Raw genomic sequence first — 17,695 nt, forward strand, 5'->3', positions numbered from 1 at the left:
AAGCTGGCCCAAGGACCCCTTTGGGCCAGTGTCCGCTGTCTAGGACGGGAAGAGAACAAATGGATTCACTCTGGCAGCTAGCCTTGGATTCGCTGTGGCCGATGGTCAGCGGCGCGTTAATGGCCACCATTCCGCTGACCTTGATCAGTTTCACCCTGGGCTTGGCGTTAGCGCTGATGGTCGCGCTGATGCGGATCAGCGCGAACAAGCTGGTCTCCGGAATTGCCCGTGGTTATATTTCGATCATCCGCGGCACCCCGTTATTGGTCCAATTGTTCGTCATCTTCTATGGCTTGCCCTCGCTGGGAGTAACCATTGATCCCTGGCCTTCGGCCATTTTGGCATTCACCCTCAACGTCGGAGGCTATGCCGCGGAAATCATCCGCGCTGCAATCCTTTCGGTGCCTGGCGGGCAGTGGGAAGCCGGTTACACCATTGGGATGTCCCGTACGCGCACCCTGTATCGGCTCATCTTGCCGCAGGCGACGCGTGTGGCAGTACCGCCGCTGTCGAATACCTTCATTTCGCTGGTTAAAGACACTTCGCTGGCATCGATGATCCTGGTGACCGAGATGTTCCGGCGCGCCCAGGAAATCGCCGCTACCACCTATGAATTCATGCTGCTATATCTCGAAGCGGCAGCCATCTATTGGGTCATTTGCCTGATCCTTTCGGCAATCCAGGACCGCATGGAAAGCAGGCTTGAAAAGTATGTCGCCTAGGAATACCACCCCCTTGCTCAACGTCACCGGGCTGCACAAGGCATTCGGCAGCAATCAGGTTCTGCGCGGCATAGATTTTACTGTGCATTCCGGTGAGGTTGTAGCACTCATTGGACCGTCTGGTTCGGGTAAAACTACCGCACTGCGTTGCTTAAACGGCCTGGAAAATCCGGATCAAGGAGTCGTAGCTTTTGCCGGTGGCCCCGAGGTGCATTTTGTCCCTGGGCTGCCGACCAAGAAAGCCCAGGTGCTCCGCGATCGCTCAGCGATGGTTTTTCAAGGTCACCACTTGTTCCCCCATCTCACGGTGCTGCAAAATGTGACCATTGGCCCCTTGCAGGTGCAGCGCCGGCCCCGCGAAGAGGTGATGGCTAGAGCCAATGAACTGTTGGAGCGCGTCGGACTTTCGCAGAAGGCCGCGGCTTATCCTTCTTCGCTCTCCGGCGGTCAGCAGCAGCGCGTGGGTATCGTGCGGGCGCTGATGCTGCAGCCGGACCTGTTGCTCTTTGACGAGCCAACCAGCGCCCTGGATCCGGAACTTGTCGGCGAGGTGCTGACCGTGATCAAGGAGTTGGCACAGGAGGGCTGGTCAATGGTGCTAGTCACCCACGAGCTGGCTTTTGCCCGTGATGTGGCCGATACCGTGGTGTTCATGGATGGTGGAGTTGTGGTCGAACACGGGCCGGCCGCCCAGGTTCTCGGTAATCCCTCGCATCATCGCACCAAGGCCTTTATGCAGCGGCTTTTGCATCCCTTCTAAGTCTTCTACGAATTTTTACGTGCCGTTCTCCCGATAGCTTCACGCGATGCGTAGGCTATGTGCATGGTTGAAAGTACCTCGCAGGAGATCATCACGCAGCTTCGAGCTGGTTACGCCTTCGACGGCGCAGGCTTGGAGCTTGGCGCTGCAATTGTCGCTGGAACGCCGGAGCCTGAGGCACAAGTTCGTGTTCCCTTACGAATGCTGAACCGCCATGGCATCATTGCCGGCGCTACGGGCACAGGCAAGACCGTCACCCTGCAGGTGATGGCCGAGCAGCTCAGCGCTCAGGGCGTGCCGGTTTTCTTAGCCGATATCAAAGGCGACCTGGGCGGTCTGGCCCAGCAGGGAGAGCCCAGCGACAAACTCACCGCACGCCTTTCAGGTATTGGCCACGAGTTCACCGCACGAGCGAACCCGGTGGAATTCTTGACCCTTGGCGAGGGCACCGACGGGCTTTCGGTGCGTGCCACCATTGATTCTTTCGGCCCGATCCTGCTTGCACGCGTTTTGGAACTCAATGAGACGCAGGAGGAGTGCCTCCAGTTGGTTTTCCACTACGCCGACCAGCGTGAGCTGCCCATGGACGATCTCAAGGATCTCAAAGCGGTCTTTAATTTCTTGCTCAGCGATGACGGCAAGCAGGACCTCGAAGGTCTCGGCGGAGTTCCCGCCGCAACGGCCGCAGTCATCTTGCGCGGACTGACCATCATGCAGTCACAGGGCCTGGATAAATTCTTCGGCCAGCCCGAATTCGATACCGATGACTTTCTGCGTTTCGACGAGGCCGGGAACGGCATCATCAGCTGCCTGGAACTGCCCTCGCTGAATCGCCAGCCGCTGCTGTTCTCCACCTTCATGATGTGGTTGCTTGCCGATCTCTTTGATGACTTGCCAGAAGCCGGCGATCTGGACAAGCCAAAGCTCGTCTTCTTCCTCGACGAGGCGCACCTGCTGTTCAAAGACGCTTCCAAGGCCTTCATCGATGCGATCATTTCGACCGTCCGCCTCATTCGATCCAAGGGTGTTGGCCTATTCTTTGTCACGCAATCGCCCGCGGATCTGCCCGACGAGGTCCTCGGACAGCTCGGCAACCGGATACAGCATGCCGTCCGCGTCTTCACGCCCAAGGACGGTGAAGCACTCAAGGCGATTATCAAGACTTTCCCTGCTGGTCCCCTGGACCTGCGCCAGGCTCTCACCCAAGCCGGTGTTGGCGAAGCTGTCATTACCGTGCTCAATGAACGCGGTGCGCCGACGCCGGTGGCTTGGACCAAGCTCACCTCGCCGGGCTCACGCATCGGTCCGCCGTCCCCGGAAACCCAGGCTTCGCTGATCCAGGCTTCTGAGCTGGCAGCAAAATACGCCACGGCGGTCGATAGGCGTTCGGCCATGGAGATGCTCAATGGCCAACCGGCGGCCGCAGAGGCGGCACCCCCGGCTGCGGCGCCAGGTTCCGGATCATCGGACGCGCAAGATGTCGATGCCGAAGCACGCCGGATCGCAGATTCAATTCTTGGCAAGCCCACTTCGGTACCGCCCAGTTCGCAGAGCCCGGCGGAACAGCCACCGGTTGAATCCACGCCGCCGTCTTCGTCACGTACGAAATCATCTCCGTCGTCCTCCGGGCCCCCACAGCGCCCCAACGATTCTTCAAACAATCAAGTCAACCCGCTGATGGACTTCGCGATGGACGCGGCGAAAATGGTGGGGCGCGAAATGCTCCGCGGAATGTTCGGCACGAAACGCCGACGCCGCCGCCGTTGAGTTACAACCTCTGAACGGAAACCCGCTAGCCTGATTAATAATGAAATCTCGTATCTCCGTGCCGCGCCTCGCCCTGCGCTGGGCAACTGCGGCCATCATCATCGTTGCACTGGCGGTAACCAGCGCCCTCGTTGCCAACCGCACGCTGTTCTCAGCAGAGCACGCGGTCGAGTCGTTGCACAAGCATCTGCTTGCCGGTGAAGGCGCCGAGGCACTTGGCCTAATGGGAGCCCAAGTTCCCCAGGGCGACGCCGTGGCACTCGACGGTGAGGTGCTCAAACGCACCCAAGCGGGGATTACCGAATTCGACGCGCAGAAGGCCGATTCTTCCGAGAACGACCCGGATTTGCATACGGTCACCGCCAAGTACAAGGCCGACGGTGTCGAACAGGAATCCACCTATACCCTGCGCCGCACCGGCAAGTCCTGGCTGTTCTTCGACCAGTGGTCCTTTGAACCGGTGATGCTCCCTACGGTGCGGGTCAAGGCCAATACCGTCAACGAGGTCGCCGTCAATGATCAGAAGATCCCTCTGGTCAAGGGGGTGAGCACCCTGCCGGTGTTCTACCCCTCGATTACCGACGCGAGCTTCAGCACCAAGAACTTCGAGGCCGACACCCGTGGAGTCGTGGTGACCGGTCCTGCCAAGGAACCGGTGGAAATTTCCTTGAAGACGCAGCCGACCAAGGAATTTATTGCTCAGGTCAACTCCAAGGTACGCACCTACCTCAATGAATGCGCCGCGCAGCAGGTGCTGATGCCTTCGGGCTGCCCCTTCGCCTATCACACTCCCTCACGGGTGAACCCCGAGACCATCGAGTGGTCCATCGCGAAGTACCCGACCATTGAAGTCAATTACTACAATGGCGCGTGGGTGCTCAGCCCGTTGAAAGTGACCGCAAAATTGTCGTTGACCGAGCAGGATCTGCGTACCGGTACGCTGGAGAAGAAGACCGTGAATGAGCAGTTCTCCTTCACCGCCCAGCTGACCACCAGCACCTCCGAAGTCAGCGTGGTTCCGGTAGCAGGCACCGAGGAATAAGTCCGGATTAGCCTCGTCGTTTGCGAACCGGTACGAGTTCTCTGAACTGGGTGCGCAATGGCACCGCGTCGGGACGGAAGCGCTGCCAAACCAGCAGAGCGACGACGCTGACCAGCAGCGAAAGCACCGCGCCGAATGCCACTGCTGCGCGCACGCCCAGCAGCTCGGCGAGCCAACCCACCAGCGGGGCGCCTAGGGGCGTTCCGCCTTGCACCACCATCAGATAAAGCGCCAGAACTCTGGCCCGGTACTGTGGCGAGACGGAGGTCTGCACCATGGTGTTGCAGCTGTTGAGGAAGGTCAGCGCGCTCAACCCGACGAGGACCAGGCTCGCGGCGAAGAGCAGATAGTGCGGCATGAACGCCGAGAGCAATGCGGTCGCACCGAAGGCGATGCCGCCACCGATCACGAAACGCCAGCGTGGCCTCGAGCGACGTGCCGCCAGCAAGGCGCCGGCGAAGGTGCCGACCGCCATAATGCTGCCCAGGATTCCGTATTCTGCGGCGCCCACCCCGAACACTTCGGCGGCCATCATCGCGTTGGTCATCTGGAAGTTCAGCCCGAAGGTGCCAATGACAAAAGCCATGGCAAAGATCAGCAGCAGGTCCTTGCGGTTTTTAACGTAGTTGAATCCCTCACGCACCTGCCCCTTGGCGCGAGCCACGGGTTTGGACTGGCTCAGTTCGGAGACTTTCATGGTGCTCAGCGAGAACAGCACCGCCAAGAAAGACAAACCGTTGAGCAGGAAGGCCGGGCCGGTCCCGACCAAGGCGATCACCGCACCGGCAATGCCCGGTCCCGCGAGCCTGGCAAGGTTGAAGTTGGCGCTGTTCAACGCCACCGCGTTTGTCAGATGGGTGCCGGGCACAATCTCGGAGACGAATGCCTGACGGGCGGGGGCGTCAAAGGCCGATCCGATGCCTAGCAGGGTGGCCAGCACATAGACATGCCACAGCTGAACCGTTCCGGTGATGACCAAGGTGCCCAGCACCAGCGCGCAGAGGCCCATAAAGGTCTGGGTGGCGAGCAGGACCTTGCGTTTGTCATACCGATCGGCAACCAGGCCTGCGTAGGGCCCGAGGAGCAAGATGGGCAGGAACTGCAGGCCGGTGGTGATACCGGTGGCCACCCCGTCATGATCGGTCAGCTCGGTGAGCACCAGCCAGTCTTGGGCCACGCGTTGCATCCAGGTGCCGATATTTGAAACGAGCGCACCGATAACCCATAAACGATAGTTCGGCACTTCCAGTGCCCGGAACATCTTATTTGCCACGAATTAATTAGCCGAACACCAGATGTTTCGACTCCTCCCGTCGGCATCCAGTCTAGCGACCGGGTACCGAAAAATTGGTGAGGTTTCCTCAATTTCCTGTCACTTAAATACTCGGGGCGCACCAAGCCATACTTGGTGCGCCCCGAGCTGAGTGCATGATTGCTAGTTCACGCCGCGCAGATCAAGCAATAATTCGTTATCGCCGCCGGCATCGAGTTCTACCGGGATGCCCCAATCCTGCTGGTACAGGTGGCACGCGGCATGATCTGGGATCTCGCCGCCGGGCTCGCCATCGCAGGCCGCTGCACGTGCGGTGATATGCAGGACGCCGTCGGCAATTTCAGGGTTCAGCACCAAGGTGCGCGTCAGCCCCACCGAGGTACCGGAACCTTCGAGGATCAGCTCTTCGGGGCTGGCGGAGATCTTCAGCTGTGTCGGGTCGCCCCAACGGTCATCGAGCTTCTGGCCCTTCGGCGCCGCGAAACGCACCAGGATCTCGTGGTTCCCGGACTGCACCTTGGTCTTGGGACGCTGGGTCTGGCTCGCGCCCTCGTCTACCACTAGCGCCTCGGCAGGAACCGGGATGCGGATCAGCTGGTGGGTGTTGGTCTCCACAACCAGCAGCACCGGGGCCCCGTCGACCGAATCGTCCAGCAACACGTCTGCAGGTTCCTTCAGCCCCTTGGCCAAAGTCGAAACCATACCGGTCACCGGGTCGAACCGGCGCACCGCACCATTGTAGGAGTCGGCCACCGCAATCGAACCATCTGGCAATGCGGTCACGCCCAGCGGGTGCTGCAGGCGAGCCTGCTCGGCTTCGCCATCGCGGAAACCGAAGTCGAAGAGTCCCGCGCCAATCGCGGTGTGCACCGCGACAGCGTTGCCCTGCGCGTCGATTTCCAACCGGCGCAGGGCGCTGGTCTCCGAGTCGGCGATCCACACATCGTCATTCGTGTCCAAGGTCAAACCCGAGGACTGGGCAAACCACGCTTCGAGCGGCTTGCCGTCGGCCAGGCCTTCCAGGCCGCTGCCGGCGAAGACATTAACCGCGCTGGTGACCGGGTCGAAGGAGAAGATCTGGTGCGTGCCGGCCATCGCGATGATGACCTTGCCCGAGGGGTGGTAGAGCACGTCCCAGGGCGAGGACAGCGAGATGTTCAGGGCGTCGGTGCCAAGCTCGGTAGGCTGCTGCTTTTGGCGGGCGTTCTCCGCGTCCAAGAGGCGCTGCACTCCATTGCCTGCAACGGTTCCGACCGCCCCGGTGCTCAAATTGACCGAGCGCAGCCGGTGGTTGACGGTATCGGCGACGATCACGTCGTAGCCGACCTTCGCGGCGAGTTCCGCCGGCAGTATGGTCAGGCCCTGCAGTTCGTTGAACTGTGCGGTATCCGCATCGCCATCGGCATAGCCTTTGACCCCGGTGCCGATGGTGCGCACCACGGTGCTCAGGTCATTGCCCAGCTCCACGAGGCGGTGGTGTCCGGAATCGCCGACCAGGAAGTTCCCGTTCTCCAAGGCGATTGCCTTGCCCGGGAAACGCAGATCCCCTTCGCGGGCCTCGGGCGCCACGTAGGGTCCGTCGCCGCGGTGCAGGGTTCCCTTGGCCTCATGCTCTGCCACGAGTTCGTCGACCAGGGAGCCCAGCCCCTGGGCATGGCCCTCCCCGGAAAGGTGCGCCACGATGTAGCCCTCGGGATCGAGCACCACCAGCGTCGGCCAGGCGCGAGCGCCGTAGGCCTGCCAGGTGACAAGCTCTGGATCGTCAAGCACCGGGTGGTGGATTTCGTAGCGTTCCACCGCGGCGGCGAGCGCCTCCGGGTCTGCCTCGTGCTCAAACTTTGGCGAGTGCACGCCTACGGTGACTAGGACATCGGAGTACTCCGCTTCCAACGGACGCAGCTCGTCCAGCACATGCAGGCAGTTGATGCAGCAGAAGGTCCAAAAATCCAAAAGGACAATCTTGCCGCGCAGGGCTTCGAGATTCAGTTGTTCTCCGCCGGTATTCAGCCAGTTGCGGCCCACCAGTTCGCTGGCCCTGACCTTGTAGTTTGCGCGTACCGAGTCGGAAGTTGCACTCATGATTGTCCTTTCAAGGCGACTTCACTATCTAGATGCGACAGTGAGATTTCAATTATCTGCCACTAGCCCTGCACCGCAGAACAGTATGAAGCGATGCTAAGCCGTTTAGAGCTGGGCGATCGCGGTGTCCATGATGGTCTTGGCTACGTCGTTGAATTCTTGCTCGGCCAGCGAAGCGGTGGACATGAATGAAACCATCACCACATAGTCTCCCTTGCTCTGCAATAGCACCAGCGATTCGCGGGCGTTCGCGGAATCTCCGGTGCGTGTGTAGTACAACTGAGACTCAACCTCGGATATTCCGGGGCTGGAGAACTTCAGCGTCTCGGTGTATTCCGGTCCATTGAGTTTCACGCTCTCGCATTCGGTGCGGATCTCCAACACGGTGCGGTAGTGATCCTCCAGCTTCTCGCGGTTCTTCACCTCAGCGACTTCGATGGATCCGGCAATGTTCTGCGCCTCATTGGTGAAGTCGGTGCGCGCAACCTCGGTGCCCAACTGCGCCGGGGACCAATTCAGTTCTTCGACCGGTTCCGAGCACTGCGCGGGCAGCACGACCACACCCTTCAGCGTGTCGGTCGGGGCGACCGCGAGGCCCTTGAGCTCTTCCGCGGTGATCTGACGTGAGTTCGGGAAACCCAGGGTCGCTGCCATCACCGCACCGGTGGAGGCAACCACCTGCGCCTTAGTCAGTTCGGCTTCCGCGGAGTCCGATGGTGCTGGATCCTTGGCGGATTCGCTCGGTTGCTCGGTGGCTTTTTGGTGCGTGAGGTCATCAGGCATTTCAGTGCCCGTTTCCTGAGCCGAGCAGGAGGAAAATAGCAGTGCCCCGGCCAGCATTCCGGCGGTCAGCTTCCATACCTTAGCGGCCACGATATTCTCCCTTTGCATCTTGCTGCTTCATCTTCGCAAACATCTCGTTGTAGGCTGCCAGTTCGGCATCTCCGTCACGGTCAGCCTGGCGGTCATATCGTTTGGTGTCCTTCTTGTCTTGGCGCAGCCAGGAAACCACCACGAGCATGGCCAAAACTAAGGTTGGCACCTCTCCAATGGCCCACATCGCCCCGGCGCCCACCACTTGATCCTCCATCGCGGTGCCACCCCAAGTACGCCCCATATTGCCGTACCAATCCGGAGCCAGCAGGTTTTCGTTGCCCATCAGCGCCACTCCGAAGAAGGCATGGAAGGCGACGGTGGCTAGGAGCACGATCAGTCGCATCGGGTACGGGTAGCGCTTGGGGATCGGGTCCGCGTCGACCAGCGACAGCGCGAAGATATAGCCGGTGAGCAGGAAATGCACGTTCATCAGTTCGTGCCCCGCGTGGTACCTCATCGCGATTTCCAGGATCGGGGTGAAGTAGAAAACGACAATCGAACCGGCGAACATCACCGCGGCGAAGATCGGATGGGTGACCACAGCCGAATACTTCGAGTGCACCGCCCACAAGATCCATTCGCGGGGTCCACGCGTTCCATCGGTTCGTGAACCAAGCACCTGCAGGGCCAGGGTGATCGGGGTTCCGAGCACCAGGAAGATCGGCGCGATCATGGTCAGCGACATGTGGTCGACCATATGGACCGAGAACTGCACCTTGCCATAGACGGCCAGCGCACCACTGGTGATGTAGAACAGCACCACCAAGCCGATGATCCAGCTGAACAGCCGCGGGAAGCTTGGCTTATCTCCGCGGCGACGCAGGATGATAAACGCCCAGAGGTAGAAGGCCAGCAGGAAGAAGCACACCGCAACCCACAGCCAATCCAGGCGCCAGACGGTGAACCAGCTGGCAGTGGTCGGCGGCGCTGGAAGTTCATAGCCGGTCAGCAGCCGTGCGGGGGTGGCCTCCACCGGGGGCTGGTCATCGGTGGGCGGAGCGGTCCGTGCCAGCACCGTAGCCAGCGACATCGTGGCGCCCATCAGGATGAATTCGGCCAGCACCACACGCCAAGCCGCATTGAGTGCCGTGAGTTTCCCGGCCAGCAGTTGCGGAATGACGTTTCGGCGGTGCATGAAGCCTAGGAAACCAAGTGCCAGAGTCAAGCCCACCTTGGCGATCACCACGAGCCCGTAGCTCGAAAGCCATTGGTCCGGCTCGGTGATGCGGATCGTTGCAGAGGCCAGACCGGATCCCGCCATCAAGACAATGGCGACCGTTGCCAAGGCGGAGAAACGCCTGAGCACCAGCCCGGCAAGCACCGGACGGGTTTCGAAGCGTCCGGGGGCGGCAGAAGTCAGCGTCGGCGACAGCAAGGCCAGCACCACGATGCCACCGAACCAGATGACCACAGCCAGCAGGTGCAGGGCAATGGAATTCACCGCGCCGTAGTGGTCATCTCCGCCGGCGGCGTGGCCGATAAATGCCATGGGGACAATGCCGAAGAGCGAGAACACCGCGGCCAGCCCCACCCCGGTGTGCGAACGAATTGCCAGGGCCAGGGAACTGGTGATCGCCGCGATGACGATCATCCAAGCCCAGGCCCGGCCGGTGGCCAACTGCAGAATGTAGTCAAGAATTGCCGCGGTATAGCTCGCGTCGAGGTTCATCGGCACACCGGCAAGGTCCCAGAAGGTCAGCAGCAGCACGGTAGCGGCCGCGAGGGTCCACACCACACCGGCGCCGGCGGCAATGTTCATCGCGCGGTTGAAAGCCGGATGGCTCTGGCCCACTTCTACTCGCCCGTCTTCGACGCTGGGGCGCCGGACCTTAGCGCTGCGGGGAAGTATGACCGCGGCAAAGATGAGCGCGGCGATAGTGATTGCCATGGAGCTGTGGTGGATCGCTCGGGAGATGGGCAACGCCCAACGCACGAAGGCCCCGGGGTCTGCGAGCTCGCTGGGAGCGGCGATTCCGGTGAATAGCGCCGCACCGAGGAAGACCAGCGCCATAACCGGGATTGCCGGTAGCAGATATCGCGATATGGAGGGTTGCTGCGGTGCCGACCTGGTCGCCGGTGGCTTTGGAGTTTGAGTGGCCATAACCTCTCCATCATCTCACTTGCATTTACCCGGCTTTGAATCGGGTAGTGGTTTTGGGCCGGTGAGGCGGTGCATCTCACACCGCCTCACCGCTTGGTAGTGCTCCTACTGCTCAATTTGGGAGAATAGGCCTTCCCCCAAATATTTGCCTTCCGCGACCCCGGGGAGGATTGCGTACAACGCCGAGCCCACGTGGGTAATCCATTCATTGAGCGCATCGACTTGCGCCAGGCGGCGTTGGATCGGCACAAAACTGCGCCTCGGGTCGCGCTGGTACGAAGCGAATAACAACCCCGAGCTCTGAGTCTCGTGGTAGTTATAGCCGCGGCGCCACAGTACCTCATCAGCCGTTTCCGGTTTCGCTCTGGCCACGTGGGCATGAGCCGCAACAGCAGGCAACCCCATGCCGTCGACCGCTTGCAGATCCACCGGATCCGTTGGCTTCGTCCCGGATAGCGGAGAGCCGTCGCTTTGCCGTCGCCCCAGAGCGAAGTCGCGACCGGCCCGATCCACCTCGTCCCACTTGTCCAGATTCATTTCGATGCGGCGAAGCACCAAGGTGGTGCCGCCGGCGATCCAGCTCGGCTCCTGAGCATCGCCAAACACCGCTAATTCGCGCGCCTCCCCGGTGGGATTGTTGATCCCGTCGAGTTGTCCGAACAGGTTTCGGAATCCCTGGCCTTGGCGTAAGGGGTGAGCCGCGTGCATGAAACCGCGTTGGGCAAAGGCGGGTTCGGTAATTCCACGTAGATTCTTACGCAGTGCACGTACCGCATGGTGCAGCACGGTCGGATCTTGAGCACAGCATTGAATGAGCAGATCGCTCTGGCCATAGCGCGCGTCGAGTTTCTCTCCCGCGAAGGCCGGAAGCTTTCCCAAGACCGCGGAGTCATGCCCGAGAAGATCCAAGATGCTTTGGCCGATTCCCACCGTCACGGTCAAATCGGTTGCCGCATGCGACATTTCCGGTTCGGTATCCGCAAGCACTCCCCTACCTGACATCAGCCGCTGGGCGTCCGCGGTCAGCATTTTGAGGATCGAACGAATCCGTTCGATCCGCTCGGAGCGGTCCAGCCCGTCAAGGTGCATGTTGAATCCGAGGAATTCCGCATGAGCCTGCGGTTCCGTGAGGATACCCGTTTGATATTTACCGTGGAAAGGTTGGAATCGCGGGTTGTGCGCAGCGTCGGTTGCCTTTGGCCCGGCACCACCGTTCTCGGCGGCGGTAGCGCGCCCAGCGCCGAAGCCCGCAAAGACGCCGCCAATGGCTGCGGCGGCCGAACCACCGAGTACTACGCGCCTAGTCGGTTGGACATTAGCCGCTCCCATCTAGTGGCCCTCGTGTTCAGCATGCTCTTCGGGCGACCCGTGGTAGCTTTCGTTGGCGCCGCTGAAGTTGCGTATTGGGAACTGCACTTCAGCGCTGGAGCCGTCGCTGAAGTTCAGTTCCAGCGTGGAGGTTTGCGAGGCAATCAGCTCGGTCTTCAAATCCATGTACATGAAGTGCGTGCCGCCGGGAGCCAAAACCACTTCTTCGGCTGGCTTGATGAGCAATGCACCTTCGTGCTGCGCCATCCGCGCTTCGGCGCCTTGGCCCTGCGTGTCATGGATTTCTATCACCGTGCCGTGAGTTTTATCGGTGACAGACTCCAGTTCCAGCGTTGAGTCGCCTTCGTTGCGCAATTCGCCGAACGCGGCGCTCATGCCATGCTCGGCGGCTTTAGCCCAGGTCTCATTCGTTCGCAGATTTTCTGCCTGGGTGTCCGGCACCTGCTCGGTAGAGCTTTGTGGTGCTGTGCTCGCGGGTTCTTGAGCGCAACCGGTCAGCAGTAACGTGGTGGCCGCGGCAAGAGCGGCGGTGAGCTTGAAATACTTCATTGGTGTGTCAGCTTTCGCTAGCTCGCAAGGCTTGATCCAGCAGGGTCGGCGAATCGGGCGCGCAAATGCGCGCGATCGGTCAGCCGGTATAACTCTGGCTCACCTCGCCTTGCGAAGATCTCATAAGGGTGGATGCTGTTGCGCGTGGAGCGCTGCGGCCTACTTATTCTGGCGAGTGAATTTCACCAGTACCGCAATGGCAGCACCGAGGATCACCACACCAAGCACGACCCAAATAATCGGGTTCACCTGTGAGCCGAGTTCCTGAATCGGCTCGGGCTGCTGGTCTGCGGGTTCCGATTCCACCGGCGCGTTGTTTGCTGAGGCGCTAGCGGTCTCGCTGGCTTCCGCTGCCACGTCTACGGTGAAGGAGATGCTGTCCTCGATTGGATGTCCGTCAGAGGAGGCGACACGGTAGGTCAACGTGTACGCTCCCGAGCTCAGATTCGTCTCTGGTACCACTGTGACGTTGGTGCCCTCGGTCGTAGCTTCGCTGGCGATCTTTGTCCCGTCCTCGGAGCTCAAGGCCACCACGCTGGTTTCCGCTCCGGCAAGCTGCTGCAATACTCCGGAGAATTCCAGGACGATCTGTTCCGGTGATTCGGTCACTGTCGAACCGCTGGCAGGATCCGAGGAGATCAATTGGTCGTGGGCCGAAGCGGCGCTAATGCTGCTGAACACGGCAAAGAATGCCACGAGCATGGCGGCCGAAAGTCGCACGAGGTGCGTGCGGGATGGCTGCTGGCTAGTAAGGTTTTTCAAGATTTTTCCTTCCAATGATCGGTGCACCTCGGTGCACGATCGAAGCGTATTGATTCGTTTAGGCGAAGAGGGTCAATACGTTGGAAGGTGGCCCGCGCCGGGCGGGAAGCCGGAGCAGGACAGAGATTTGGTTCAGTACCGGTTCGATGAATGTCGCTGGTGCCTGCGGAAATTCTGGAACGAGCCTTCGGGCGCGGGCCAGAATGTGGCGCACCGTACTCAACGTCAGCAGGCCACCAATGATCGCCAAGAGCTGTTCGCCGGTATGCAATACGACAATGCTGGTCACCGCCGCCAAGATGTGGGCGTAGAGCATCGAATCGGACTGCACGGCACCGTACTGTGATGCAATATTTCCTGCCAGCTCAGCACCGTGATGGTGCCCGGCATGTTGTTGAGTCATCGGCAATGCGGCCGGCGCATGGTGAGTCATGACGGACAGAGCCAGGTGATAGAGCCCTTGGCTGAGCAGCACTACGATGCTGGTAGCTGGCAAACTGAATTTCTTGCCAAGCATGGAGGTAGCGATGACCGCCGAGACGCAGGTAATCAAAACCATCACCACGAGCGAGGCTCGCGTTGGCGCACTGTGTGCGTGCGCAGCGAATGCCGTCCAGGTGCACAGGCTCGCAGCTAGCCAACCGCGCATTACGCGAGTGGCGCCGAAGTCCTTGAGCACGAAGAGCTACCGTTCAGTTGGAGTATTTGACCCTGCAGATCGATTCTACGCTAGGTAGAACAATGTCCCAAAGGGGTTGGTGTCATTCACCGTTAAAGAATGCGAGGACCCGATTCTTTGAAGAGAATCGGGTCCTCGGCAAAAGTCTGGGGACTTACTTCTTGGAGACAGCAGCCTTCAGCTTCGAACCAGCGGTCAGCTTGACCGAGTGGCCAGCTGGGATCTGGATAGCGTCACCGGTCTGTGGGTTACGCCCGGTGCGAGCTGCACGATCGGTGCGCTCCACGGCCAACCAACCTGGGATCGAAACCTTCTCACCCTGGGAGATCTGGTCAACGAAAACTTCGAACAGCGCATCCAGCACACCGTTGACGGCTACCTGGGAGTTTTCGGTCTTAGCTGCAACAGCGGCAACAAGTTCGCTACGGTTCATAGCCAATGTGTGGTCCTCCTGGACTAGTGGTCCATGACCCGGCGGGCCACGGATGCCGCACGCTCGTGCGGACTTATCAGTGAGAACATATCAAATCTTTGACCTCGAAACCGACGAAAACGTGCGAATTCTGGGGATTTTTTCAACTATTTACGGTTCTAAACGCCAGACGGTCATTTTTTTAGGTTGAGGGGAACCAAATACCGAGAATCTGATAGTTAACGACATCGACCCGCCACCGCGAAATAAATTCGGATAACGGGTCAATGGAATGCGCAAATTGCGCCGTGGCATTACTTCTTGGAGACAGCAGCCTTCAGCTTCGAACCAGCGGTCAGCTTGACCGAGTGGCCAGCTGGGATCTGGATAGCGTCACCGGTCTGTGGGTTACGCCCGGTGCGAGCTGCACGATCGGTGCGCTCCACGGCCAACCAACCTGGGATCGAAACCTTCTCACCCTGGGAGATCTGGTCAACGAAAACTTCGAACAGCGCATCCAGCACACCGTTGACGGCTACCTGGGAGTTTTCGGTCTTAGCTGCAACAGCGGCAACAAGTTCGCTACGGTTCATAGCCAATGTGTGGTCCTCCTGGACTAGTGATCCGCCGCCCCAATCCGGGGGCCGGATGCCGCACGCTCGCACGGGCTTACTTGAGAGAACTTACCAGCAATTACCGACAGTAGGCGCACAGATCCGCGGTTTTTGCCGATATTCGGTGAAGTTACATGGTGTGAAAGTTCACTGAAGCTCAAATTTTGAATGGATCCATCCCTTCATTCGCTTCAATAAAGATCTTCCAAACGGGGTCCATAAGCCGCTTCTGTCGAGTGACTTTTGCCGGTCTGGCCAGCGCAGATTCGCCTTTTGAGAGGAACCGCGGACCGAGATAGATCCCCCGGGGACTTGCTGGTATCCCGGGGTTTAGCGCCGCTTCCACGAGGGATACCGAACCTTCATGTTTGCCCTGCGCGAAACTGGCCTGCATTTGGTCCCGGACCCGCTTGAAATAGGGCGGTTCGTTGATTCCAGGCACAGGGAGGGTCAATCCCGAAATGGAATATCCGGGGTGTACCGCGACGGCGCGCGACGGCCACGAAAGCTGTTTCAGGCGGTGGTCCATGGCTAGAGTGAATGCTTGAACCGCCGCCTTGGATTGGGCGTAGGCCCGATAGGCGTGGTAGCCGTGATCCAGCGCTAAGTTATTTGGGTCTGTTTTCAGCAACAGCGTAGACACCGATCCGAGGCCGATCAAACGCATCGGCCGGCTGCGGAAATTTTCGGCGAGCTCCCCTACTAGTCGGGCGTGTCCCAAGAAGTTTGTGCTCATCGTTGACTCGTATCCCAGGCTGCCGGCCACCCGGGTTGCCGGGGTGCGAATCATCCCGGCATTGGCGATTAAGATATCTAGCTCCCGATGACGCAAAATGCTTCCAAGTGCCGTTGCAGATTCTAGGGATGAGGCTTCGAAGGGAAGATACTCTAATTTCGCGTGGGGTACACGACGTTGGATCTCTTTCATGGCCACCTCGGCCTTCGCTTCATTACGACAGGCGAGCACCACGTGGGCGCCGCTTTCTGCCAGTGCGAGGCTGGTGAAGAATCCAAGGCCGGAATTGGCGCCGGTTACGACGGCGGCTTTCCCGGCTCCGAGGCCAGCCCAACGGGCTCGATTGGCGTATACGTCATGGTGCGGCGTTCCATAGCCTAAGCGGTCCAGGGTTCCGGCACGGGCTTCAATGCTCATGGCTCAACGCTACTATGCCTTGCTCTGCAGATCGCGGTGCCAGCAGCCCAGCCTACCGTGCCCTGTTGCCGGTCTGTGCTGGGGATGCCACCATGGAAGGGTGAGCAACAAACCGGAGAAATCGGGACAGCACGCAGCGTTGAATGCCGCCCGCTATCAAATGGCCGCCGCCTCCGATGTGCCGGTTCCGGTAGACGAGTATGCCGAGAAAACGGGCAAGCCTAGTGTCACCGGACCGGCGCGTACACCCCTGCAATATTATGCCCAAGATGAAGCATGGGAAGTTGCAAATAGCGCCTTGGATGAGGCTTTCGCTCGCGGAGAGTTCGATAACCTGCCCTTGGCTGGCAAGAATATTGACCACATCACGGCCACTACCGATCCAGACTGGTGGTTAAAATCTATGATGCATCGAGAGCAGCTCTCCGGTCTCGGTCCGCCGGCCTTGACCTTGCGTGTTGAAGACGAACAGCTACACCAGACCCTAGATTGCCTGCCCACTACCGCCGCGGTACGCGAACACCTCGCCGATTTTAATCAGCGCATAGTCGACGCTCGCCGCCAGTTACTCGGCGGTCCACCGGTGGTCACCAAACTGCGCGATGTCCAGGCCGAGGTGTAGGCCTGGACAGCACGCCGAACCGTCCAGCATGTTGAGCCGAGGCAGCAAACGGCTACGCCGAGGCGTTGGTGGTCGCGTCGCAAGTAGCTGGCGGATTAAAAGACGAATGCCGCCTCACACCCCTTGCGGGATTGAGGCGGCATTCGCGCTAGAAAGCTAAAGCCGTAAGACTTTGTGGCTTACCAGGAAGACTTGGTGATGCCCGGAAGCTCACCACGGTGTGCCATGTCGCGGAAGCGAACACGGGAGATACCGAACTTCTGGAAGGTACCACGCGGACGGCCGTCGATGGAGTCGCGGTTGCGGACGCGGATCGGCGAAGCATCGCGTGGAAGCTTCTGCAGACCAACGCGTGCAGCCTCGCGGGCTTCATCGGTTGCGTTCGGGTCAACCAAGGTCTTCTTCAGTTCGAGGCGCTTCTCAGCGTAACGCTCGACGATGACCTTGCGCTGTTCGTTCTTTGCGATTTTGGACTTCTTGGCCATGTCTTAGCGCTCCTCTCGGAATTCAACGTGCTTACGGACAACTGGGTCGTACTTCTTCAGAACCATGCGGTCTGGATCGTTACGACGGTTCTTGCGGGTCACGTAAGTGAATCCGGTACCGGCGGTCGACTTCAGCTTGATGATAGGACGTACGTCCTTATCCTTCTTTGCCATATTAGAGCTTCACACCCTTCGCAAGCATGTCGGCAACAACAGCGTCGATGCCACGAACGTCAATGAGCTTGATGCCCTTAACCGAAAGGGTCAAGGTCACGTTGCGGCGCAGGGACGGAACCCAGTAGCGCTTCTTCTGGATGTTCGGATCGAAACGACGCTTGTTGCGACGGTGCGAGTGGGAGATGCTATGTCCGAAGCCCGGGGTAGTACCGGTTACCTGGCAAACAGCTGCCATGATCACTCCTTAGTTAGTTAGTAGTAAAATTCGGCGGTTCTCGCGCGCAGTGTCTTTA

At 59.8% G+C, this 17,695-nt stretch carries 19 protein-coding genes; 5 read left to right on the forward strand and 14 right to left on the reverse strand.

Annotation, left to right across the window (positions count from 1 at the left end; translation table 11 throughout):
- Window positions 1–59: 59 nt before the first annotated feature.
- The 4 genes from ACT3TP_RS06975 (at window position 60) to ACT3TP_RS06990 (ending at window position 4,291) form a co-directional block, all read left to right on the forward strand.
- Window positions 60–722 (forward strand): amino acid ABC transporter permease, encoded by a 663-nt coding sequence (locus ACT3TP_RS06975; protein WP_444620017.1) that lies wholly within the window; start codon window positions 60–62, stop codon window positions 720–722.
- Window positions 712–1,482 carry an amino acid ABC transporter ATP-binding protein gene (locus ACT3TP_RS06980; RefSeq protein WP_096283281.1) on the forward strand — a complete coding sequence of 257 codons (771 nt, stop codon included), beginning with the start codon at window positions 712–714 and terminating at the stop codon, window positions 1,480–1,482. The genes ACT3TP_RS06975 and ACT3TP_RS06980 overlap by 11 nt, the downstream gene beginning before the upstream one ends.
- 63 nt (window positions 1,483–1,545) lie before the next feature.
- Complete coding sequence (locus tag ACT3TP_RS06985) at window positions 1,546–3,249, forward strand: helicase HerA-like domain-containing protein (RefSeq protein WP_444620019.1); 1,704 nt, start codon at window positions 1,546–1,548, stop codon at window positions 3,247–3,249.
- 40 nt (window positions 3,250–3,289) lie between these two features.
- A complete protein-coding gene (locus ACT3TP_RS06990; RefSeq protein ID WP_096283279.1) occupies window positions 3,290–4,291 on the forward strand; it encodes a hypothetical protein in 1,002 nt (333 codons plus the stop codon).
- A gap of 7 nt (window positions 4,292–4,298) precedes the next feature.
- Here the strand turns inward: ACT3TP_RS06990 and ACT3TP_RS06995 are convergent, their stop codons facing one another.
- From ACT3TP_RS06995 to ACT3TP_RS07045, 11 genes are all read right to left on the reverse strand, one after another.
- Window positions 4,299–5,552, reverse strand: a complete 1,254-nt coding sequence (locus ACT3TP_RS06995; protein WP_096283534.1) for an MFS transporter — start codon at window positions 5,550–5,552, stop codon at window positions 4,299–4,301.
- A gap of 174 nt (window positions 5,553–5,726) precedes the next feature.
- Window positions 5,727–7,643 (reverse strand): NHL domain-containing thioredoxin family protein, encoded by a 1,917-nt coding sequence (locus ACT3TP_RS07000; protein WP_444620022.1) that lies wholly within the window; start codon window positions 7,641–7,643, stop codon window positions 5,727–5,729.
- A 105-nt stretch (window positions 7,644–7,748) separates the two neighbouring features.
- Window positions 7,749–8,516, reverse strand: coding sequence for a hypothetical protein (locus ACT3TP_RS07005; protein WP_444620024.1), 768 nt, complete (start codon window positions 8,514–8,516; stop codon window positions 7,749–7,751).
- Window positions 8,506–10,620: a cytochrome c oxidase assembly protein gene (locus ACT3TP_RS07010; RefSeq protein WP_444620026.1), complete on the reverse strand. Its 2,115-nt coding sequence runs from the start codon at window positions 10,618–10,620 to the stop codon at window positions 8,506–8,508. Before ACT3TP_RS07010 ends, ACT3TP_RS07005 begins: the two co-directional genes overlap by 11 nt.
- Before the next feature lie 105 nt (window positions 10,621–10,725).
- Window positions 10,726–11,949 (reverse strand): Dyp-type peroxidase, encoded by a 1,224-nt coding sequence (locus ACT3TP_RS07015; RefSeq protein WP_444620028.1) that lies wholly within the window; start codon window positions 11,947–11,949, stop codon window positions 10,726–10,728.
- The gene (locus ACT3TP_RS07020) at window positions 11,950–12,498 is read right to left on the reverse strand and encodes a copper chaperone PCu(A)C (protein ID WP_444620030.1); all 549 of its coding nucleotides are present in this window, start codon (window positions 12,496–12,498) and stop codon (window positions 11,950–11,952) included.
- 159 nt (window positions 12,499–12,657) lie between these two features.
- Window positions 12,658–13,260, reverse strand: a complete 603-nt coding sequence (locus ACT3TP_RS07025; protein ID WP_444620032.1) for a copper resistance CopC family protein — start codon at window positions 13,258–13,260, stop codon at window positions 12,658–12,660.
- A 58-nt stretch (window positions 13,261–13,318) separates the two neighbouring features.
- Window positions 13,319–13,909 carry a hypothetical protein gene (locus ACT3TP_RS07030; RefSeq protein ID WP_444620034.1) on the reverse strand — a complete coding sequence of 197 codons (591 nt, stop codon included), beginning with the start codon at window positions 13,907–13,909 and terminating at the stop codon, window positions 13,319–13,321.
- A 184-nt stretch (window positions 13,910–14,093) separates the two neighbouring features.
- A complete protein-coding gene (locus tag ACT3TP_RS07035) occupies window positions 14,094–14,378 on the reverse strand; it encodes an HU family DNA-binding protein (RefSeq protein WP_096283271.1) in 285 nt (94 codons plus the stop codon).
- Between the two features lie 287 nt (window positions 14,379–14,665).
- Entirely contained in the window at window positions 14,666–14,950 is a 285-nt protein-coding gene (locus tag ACT3TP_RS07040; protein ID WP_096283271.1) for an HU family DNA-binding protein, read from the reverse strand.
- A 172-nt stretch (window positions 14,951–15,122) separates the two neighbouring features.
- Window positions 15,123–16,118: an SDR family NAD(P)-dependent oxidoreductase gene (locus ACT3TP_RS07045; protein ID WP_444616750.1), complete on the reverse strand. Its 996-nt coding sequence runs from the start codon at window positions 16,116–16,118 to the stop codon at window positions 15,123–15,125.
- Window positions 16,119–16,218: 100 nt separating this feature from the next.
- Between ACT3TP_RS07045 and ACT3TP_RS07050 the strand changes: the two genes are divergently transcribed.
- Window positions 16,219–16,740 carry a J-domain-containing protein gene (locus ACT3TP_RS07050; RefSeq protein WP_444620036.1) on the forward strand — a complete coding sequence of 174 codons (522 nt, stop codon included), beginning with the start codon at window positions 16,219–16,221 and terminating at the stop codon, window positions 16,738–16,740.
- A 179-nt stretch (window positions 16,741–16,919) separates the two neighbouring features.
- Here the strand turns inward: ACT3TP_RS07050 and rpsN are convergent, their stop codons facing one another.
- Genes rpsN through rpmB form a run of 3 tightly spaced genes read right to left on the reverse strand, consistent with a single transcriptional unit; the run spans window position 16,920 to window position 17,637 of the window.
- The gene (rpsN, locus tag ACT3TP_RS07055; protein ID WP_060702423.1) at window positions 16,920–17,225 is read right to left on the reverse strand and encodes a 30S ribosomal protein S14; all 306 of its coding nucleotides are present in this window, start codon (window positions 17,223–17,225) and stop codon (window positions 16,920–16,922) included.
- A 3-nt stretch (window positions 17,226–17,228) separates the two neighbouring features.
- Entirely contained in the window at window positions 17,229–17,399 is a 171-nt protein-coding gene (rpmG, locus tag ACT3TP_RS07060) for a 50S ribosomal protein L33 (protein ID WP_022874359.1), read from the reverse strand.
- Window position 17,400: 1 nt separating this feature from the next.
- The gene (gene rpmB, locus ACT3TP_RS07065; RefSeq protein WP_096283268.1) at window positions 17,401–17,637 is read right to left on the reverse strand and encodes a 50S ribosomal protein L28; all 237 of its coding nucleotides are present in this window, start codon (window positions 17,635–17,637) and stop codon (window positions 17,401–17,403) included.
- Window positions 17,638–17,695: the final 58 nt, after the last annotated feature.

The sequence above is a fragment of the Glutamicibacter sp. AOP38-B1-38 genome (assembly GCF_052377485.1).
In the GTDB taxonomy this organism is placed as follows: Bacteria; Actinomycetota; Actinomycetes; order Actinomycetales; family Micrococcaceae; genus Glutamicibacter.

Coding starts and splice junctions, on each gene's coding strand:
- ACT3TP_RS06985 (WP_444620019.1), top strand. CDS start 1,546: ATGGTTGAAAGTACCTCGCAGGAGATCATCACGCAGCTTCGAGCTGGT.
- rpsN (WP_060702423.1), bottom strand. CDS start 17,225: ATGGCCAAGAAGTCCAAAATCGCAAAGAACGAACAGCGCAAGGTCATC.
- ACT3TP_RS06990 (WP_096283279.1), top strand. CDS start 3,290: ATGAAATCTCGTATCTCCGTGCCGCGCCTCGCCCTGCGCTGGGCAACT.
- ACT3TP_RS06975 (WP_444620017.1), top strand. CDS start 60: ATGGATTCACTCTGGCAGCTAGCCTTGGATTCGCTGTGGCCGATGGTC.
- ACT3TP_RS06995 (WP_096283534.1), bottom strand. CDS start 5,552: ATGTTCCGGGCACTGGAAGTGCCGAACTATCGTTTATGGGTTATCGGT.
- ACT3TP_RS07015 (WP_444620028.1), bottom strand. CDS start 11,949: ATGGGAGCGGCTAATGTCCAACCGACTAGGCGCGTAGTACTCGGTGGT.
- ACT3TP_RS07020 (WP_444620030.1), bottom strand. CDS start 12,498: ATGAAGTATTTCAAGCTCACCGCCGCTCTTGCCGCGGCCACCACGTTA.
- ACT3TP_RS07030 (WP_444620034.1), bottom strand. CDS start 13,909: ATGCGCGGTTGGCTAGCTGCGAGCCTGTGCACCTGGACGGCATTCGCT.
- ACT3TP_RS07010 (WP_444620026.1), bottom strand. CDS start 10,620: ATGGCCACTCAAACTCCAAAGCCACCGGCGACCAGGTCGGCACCGCAG.
- rpmB (WP_096283268.1), bottom strand. CDS start 17,637: ATGGCAGCTGTTTGCCAGGTAACCGGTACTACCCCGGGCTTCGGACAT.
- rpmG (WP_022874359.1), bottom strand. CDS start 17,399: ATGGCAAAGAAGGATAAGGACGTACGTCCTATCATCAAGCTGAAGTCG.
- ACT3TP_RS07000 (WP_444620022.1), bottom strand. CDS start 7,643: ATGAGTGCAACTTCCGACTCGGTACGCGCAAACTACAAGGTCAGGGCC.
- ACT3TP_RS06980 (WP_096283281.1), top strand. CDS start 712: ATGTCGCCTAGGAATACCACCCCCTTGCTCAACGTCACCGGGCTGCAC.
- ACT3TP_RS07045 (WP_444616750.1), bottom strand. CDS start 16,118: ATGAGCATTGAAGCCCGTGCCGGAACCCTGGACCGCTTAGGCTATGGA.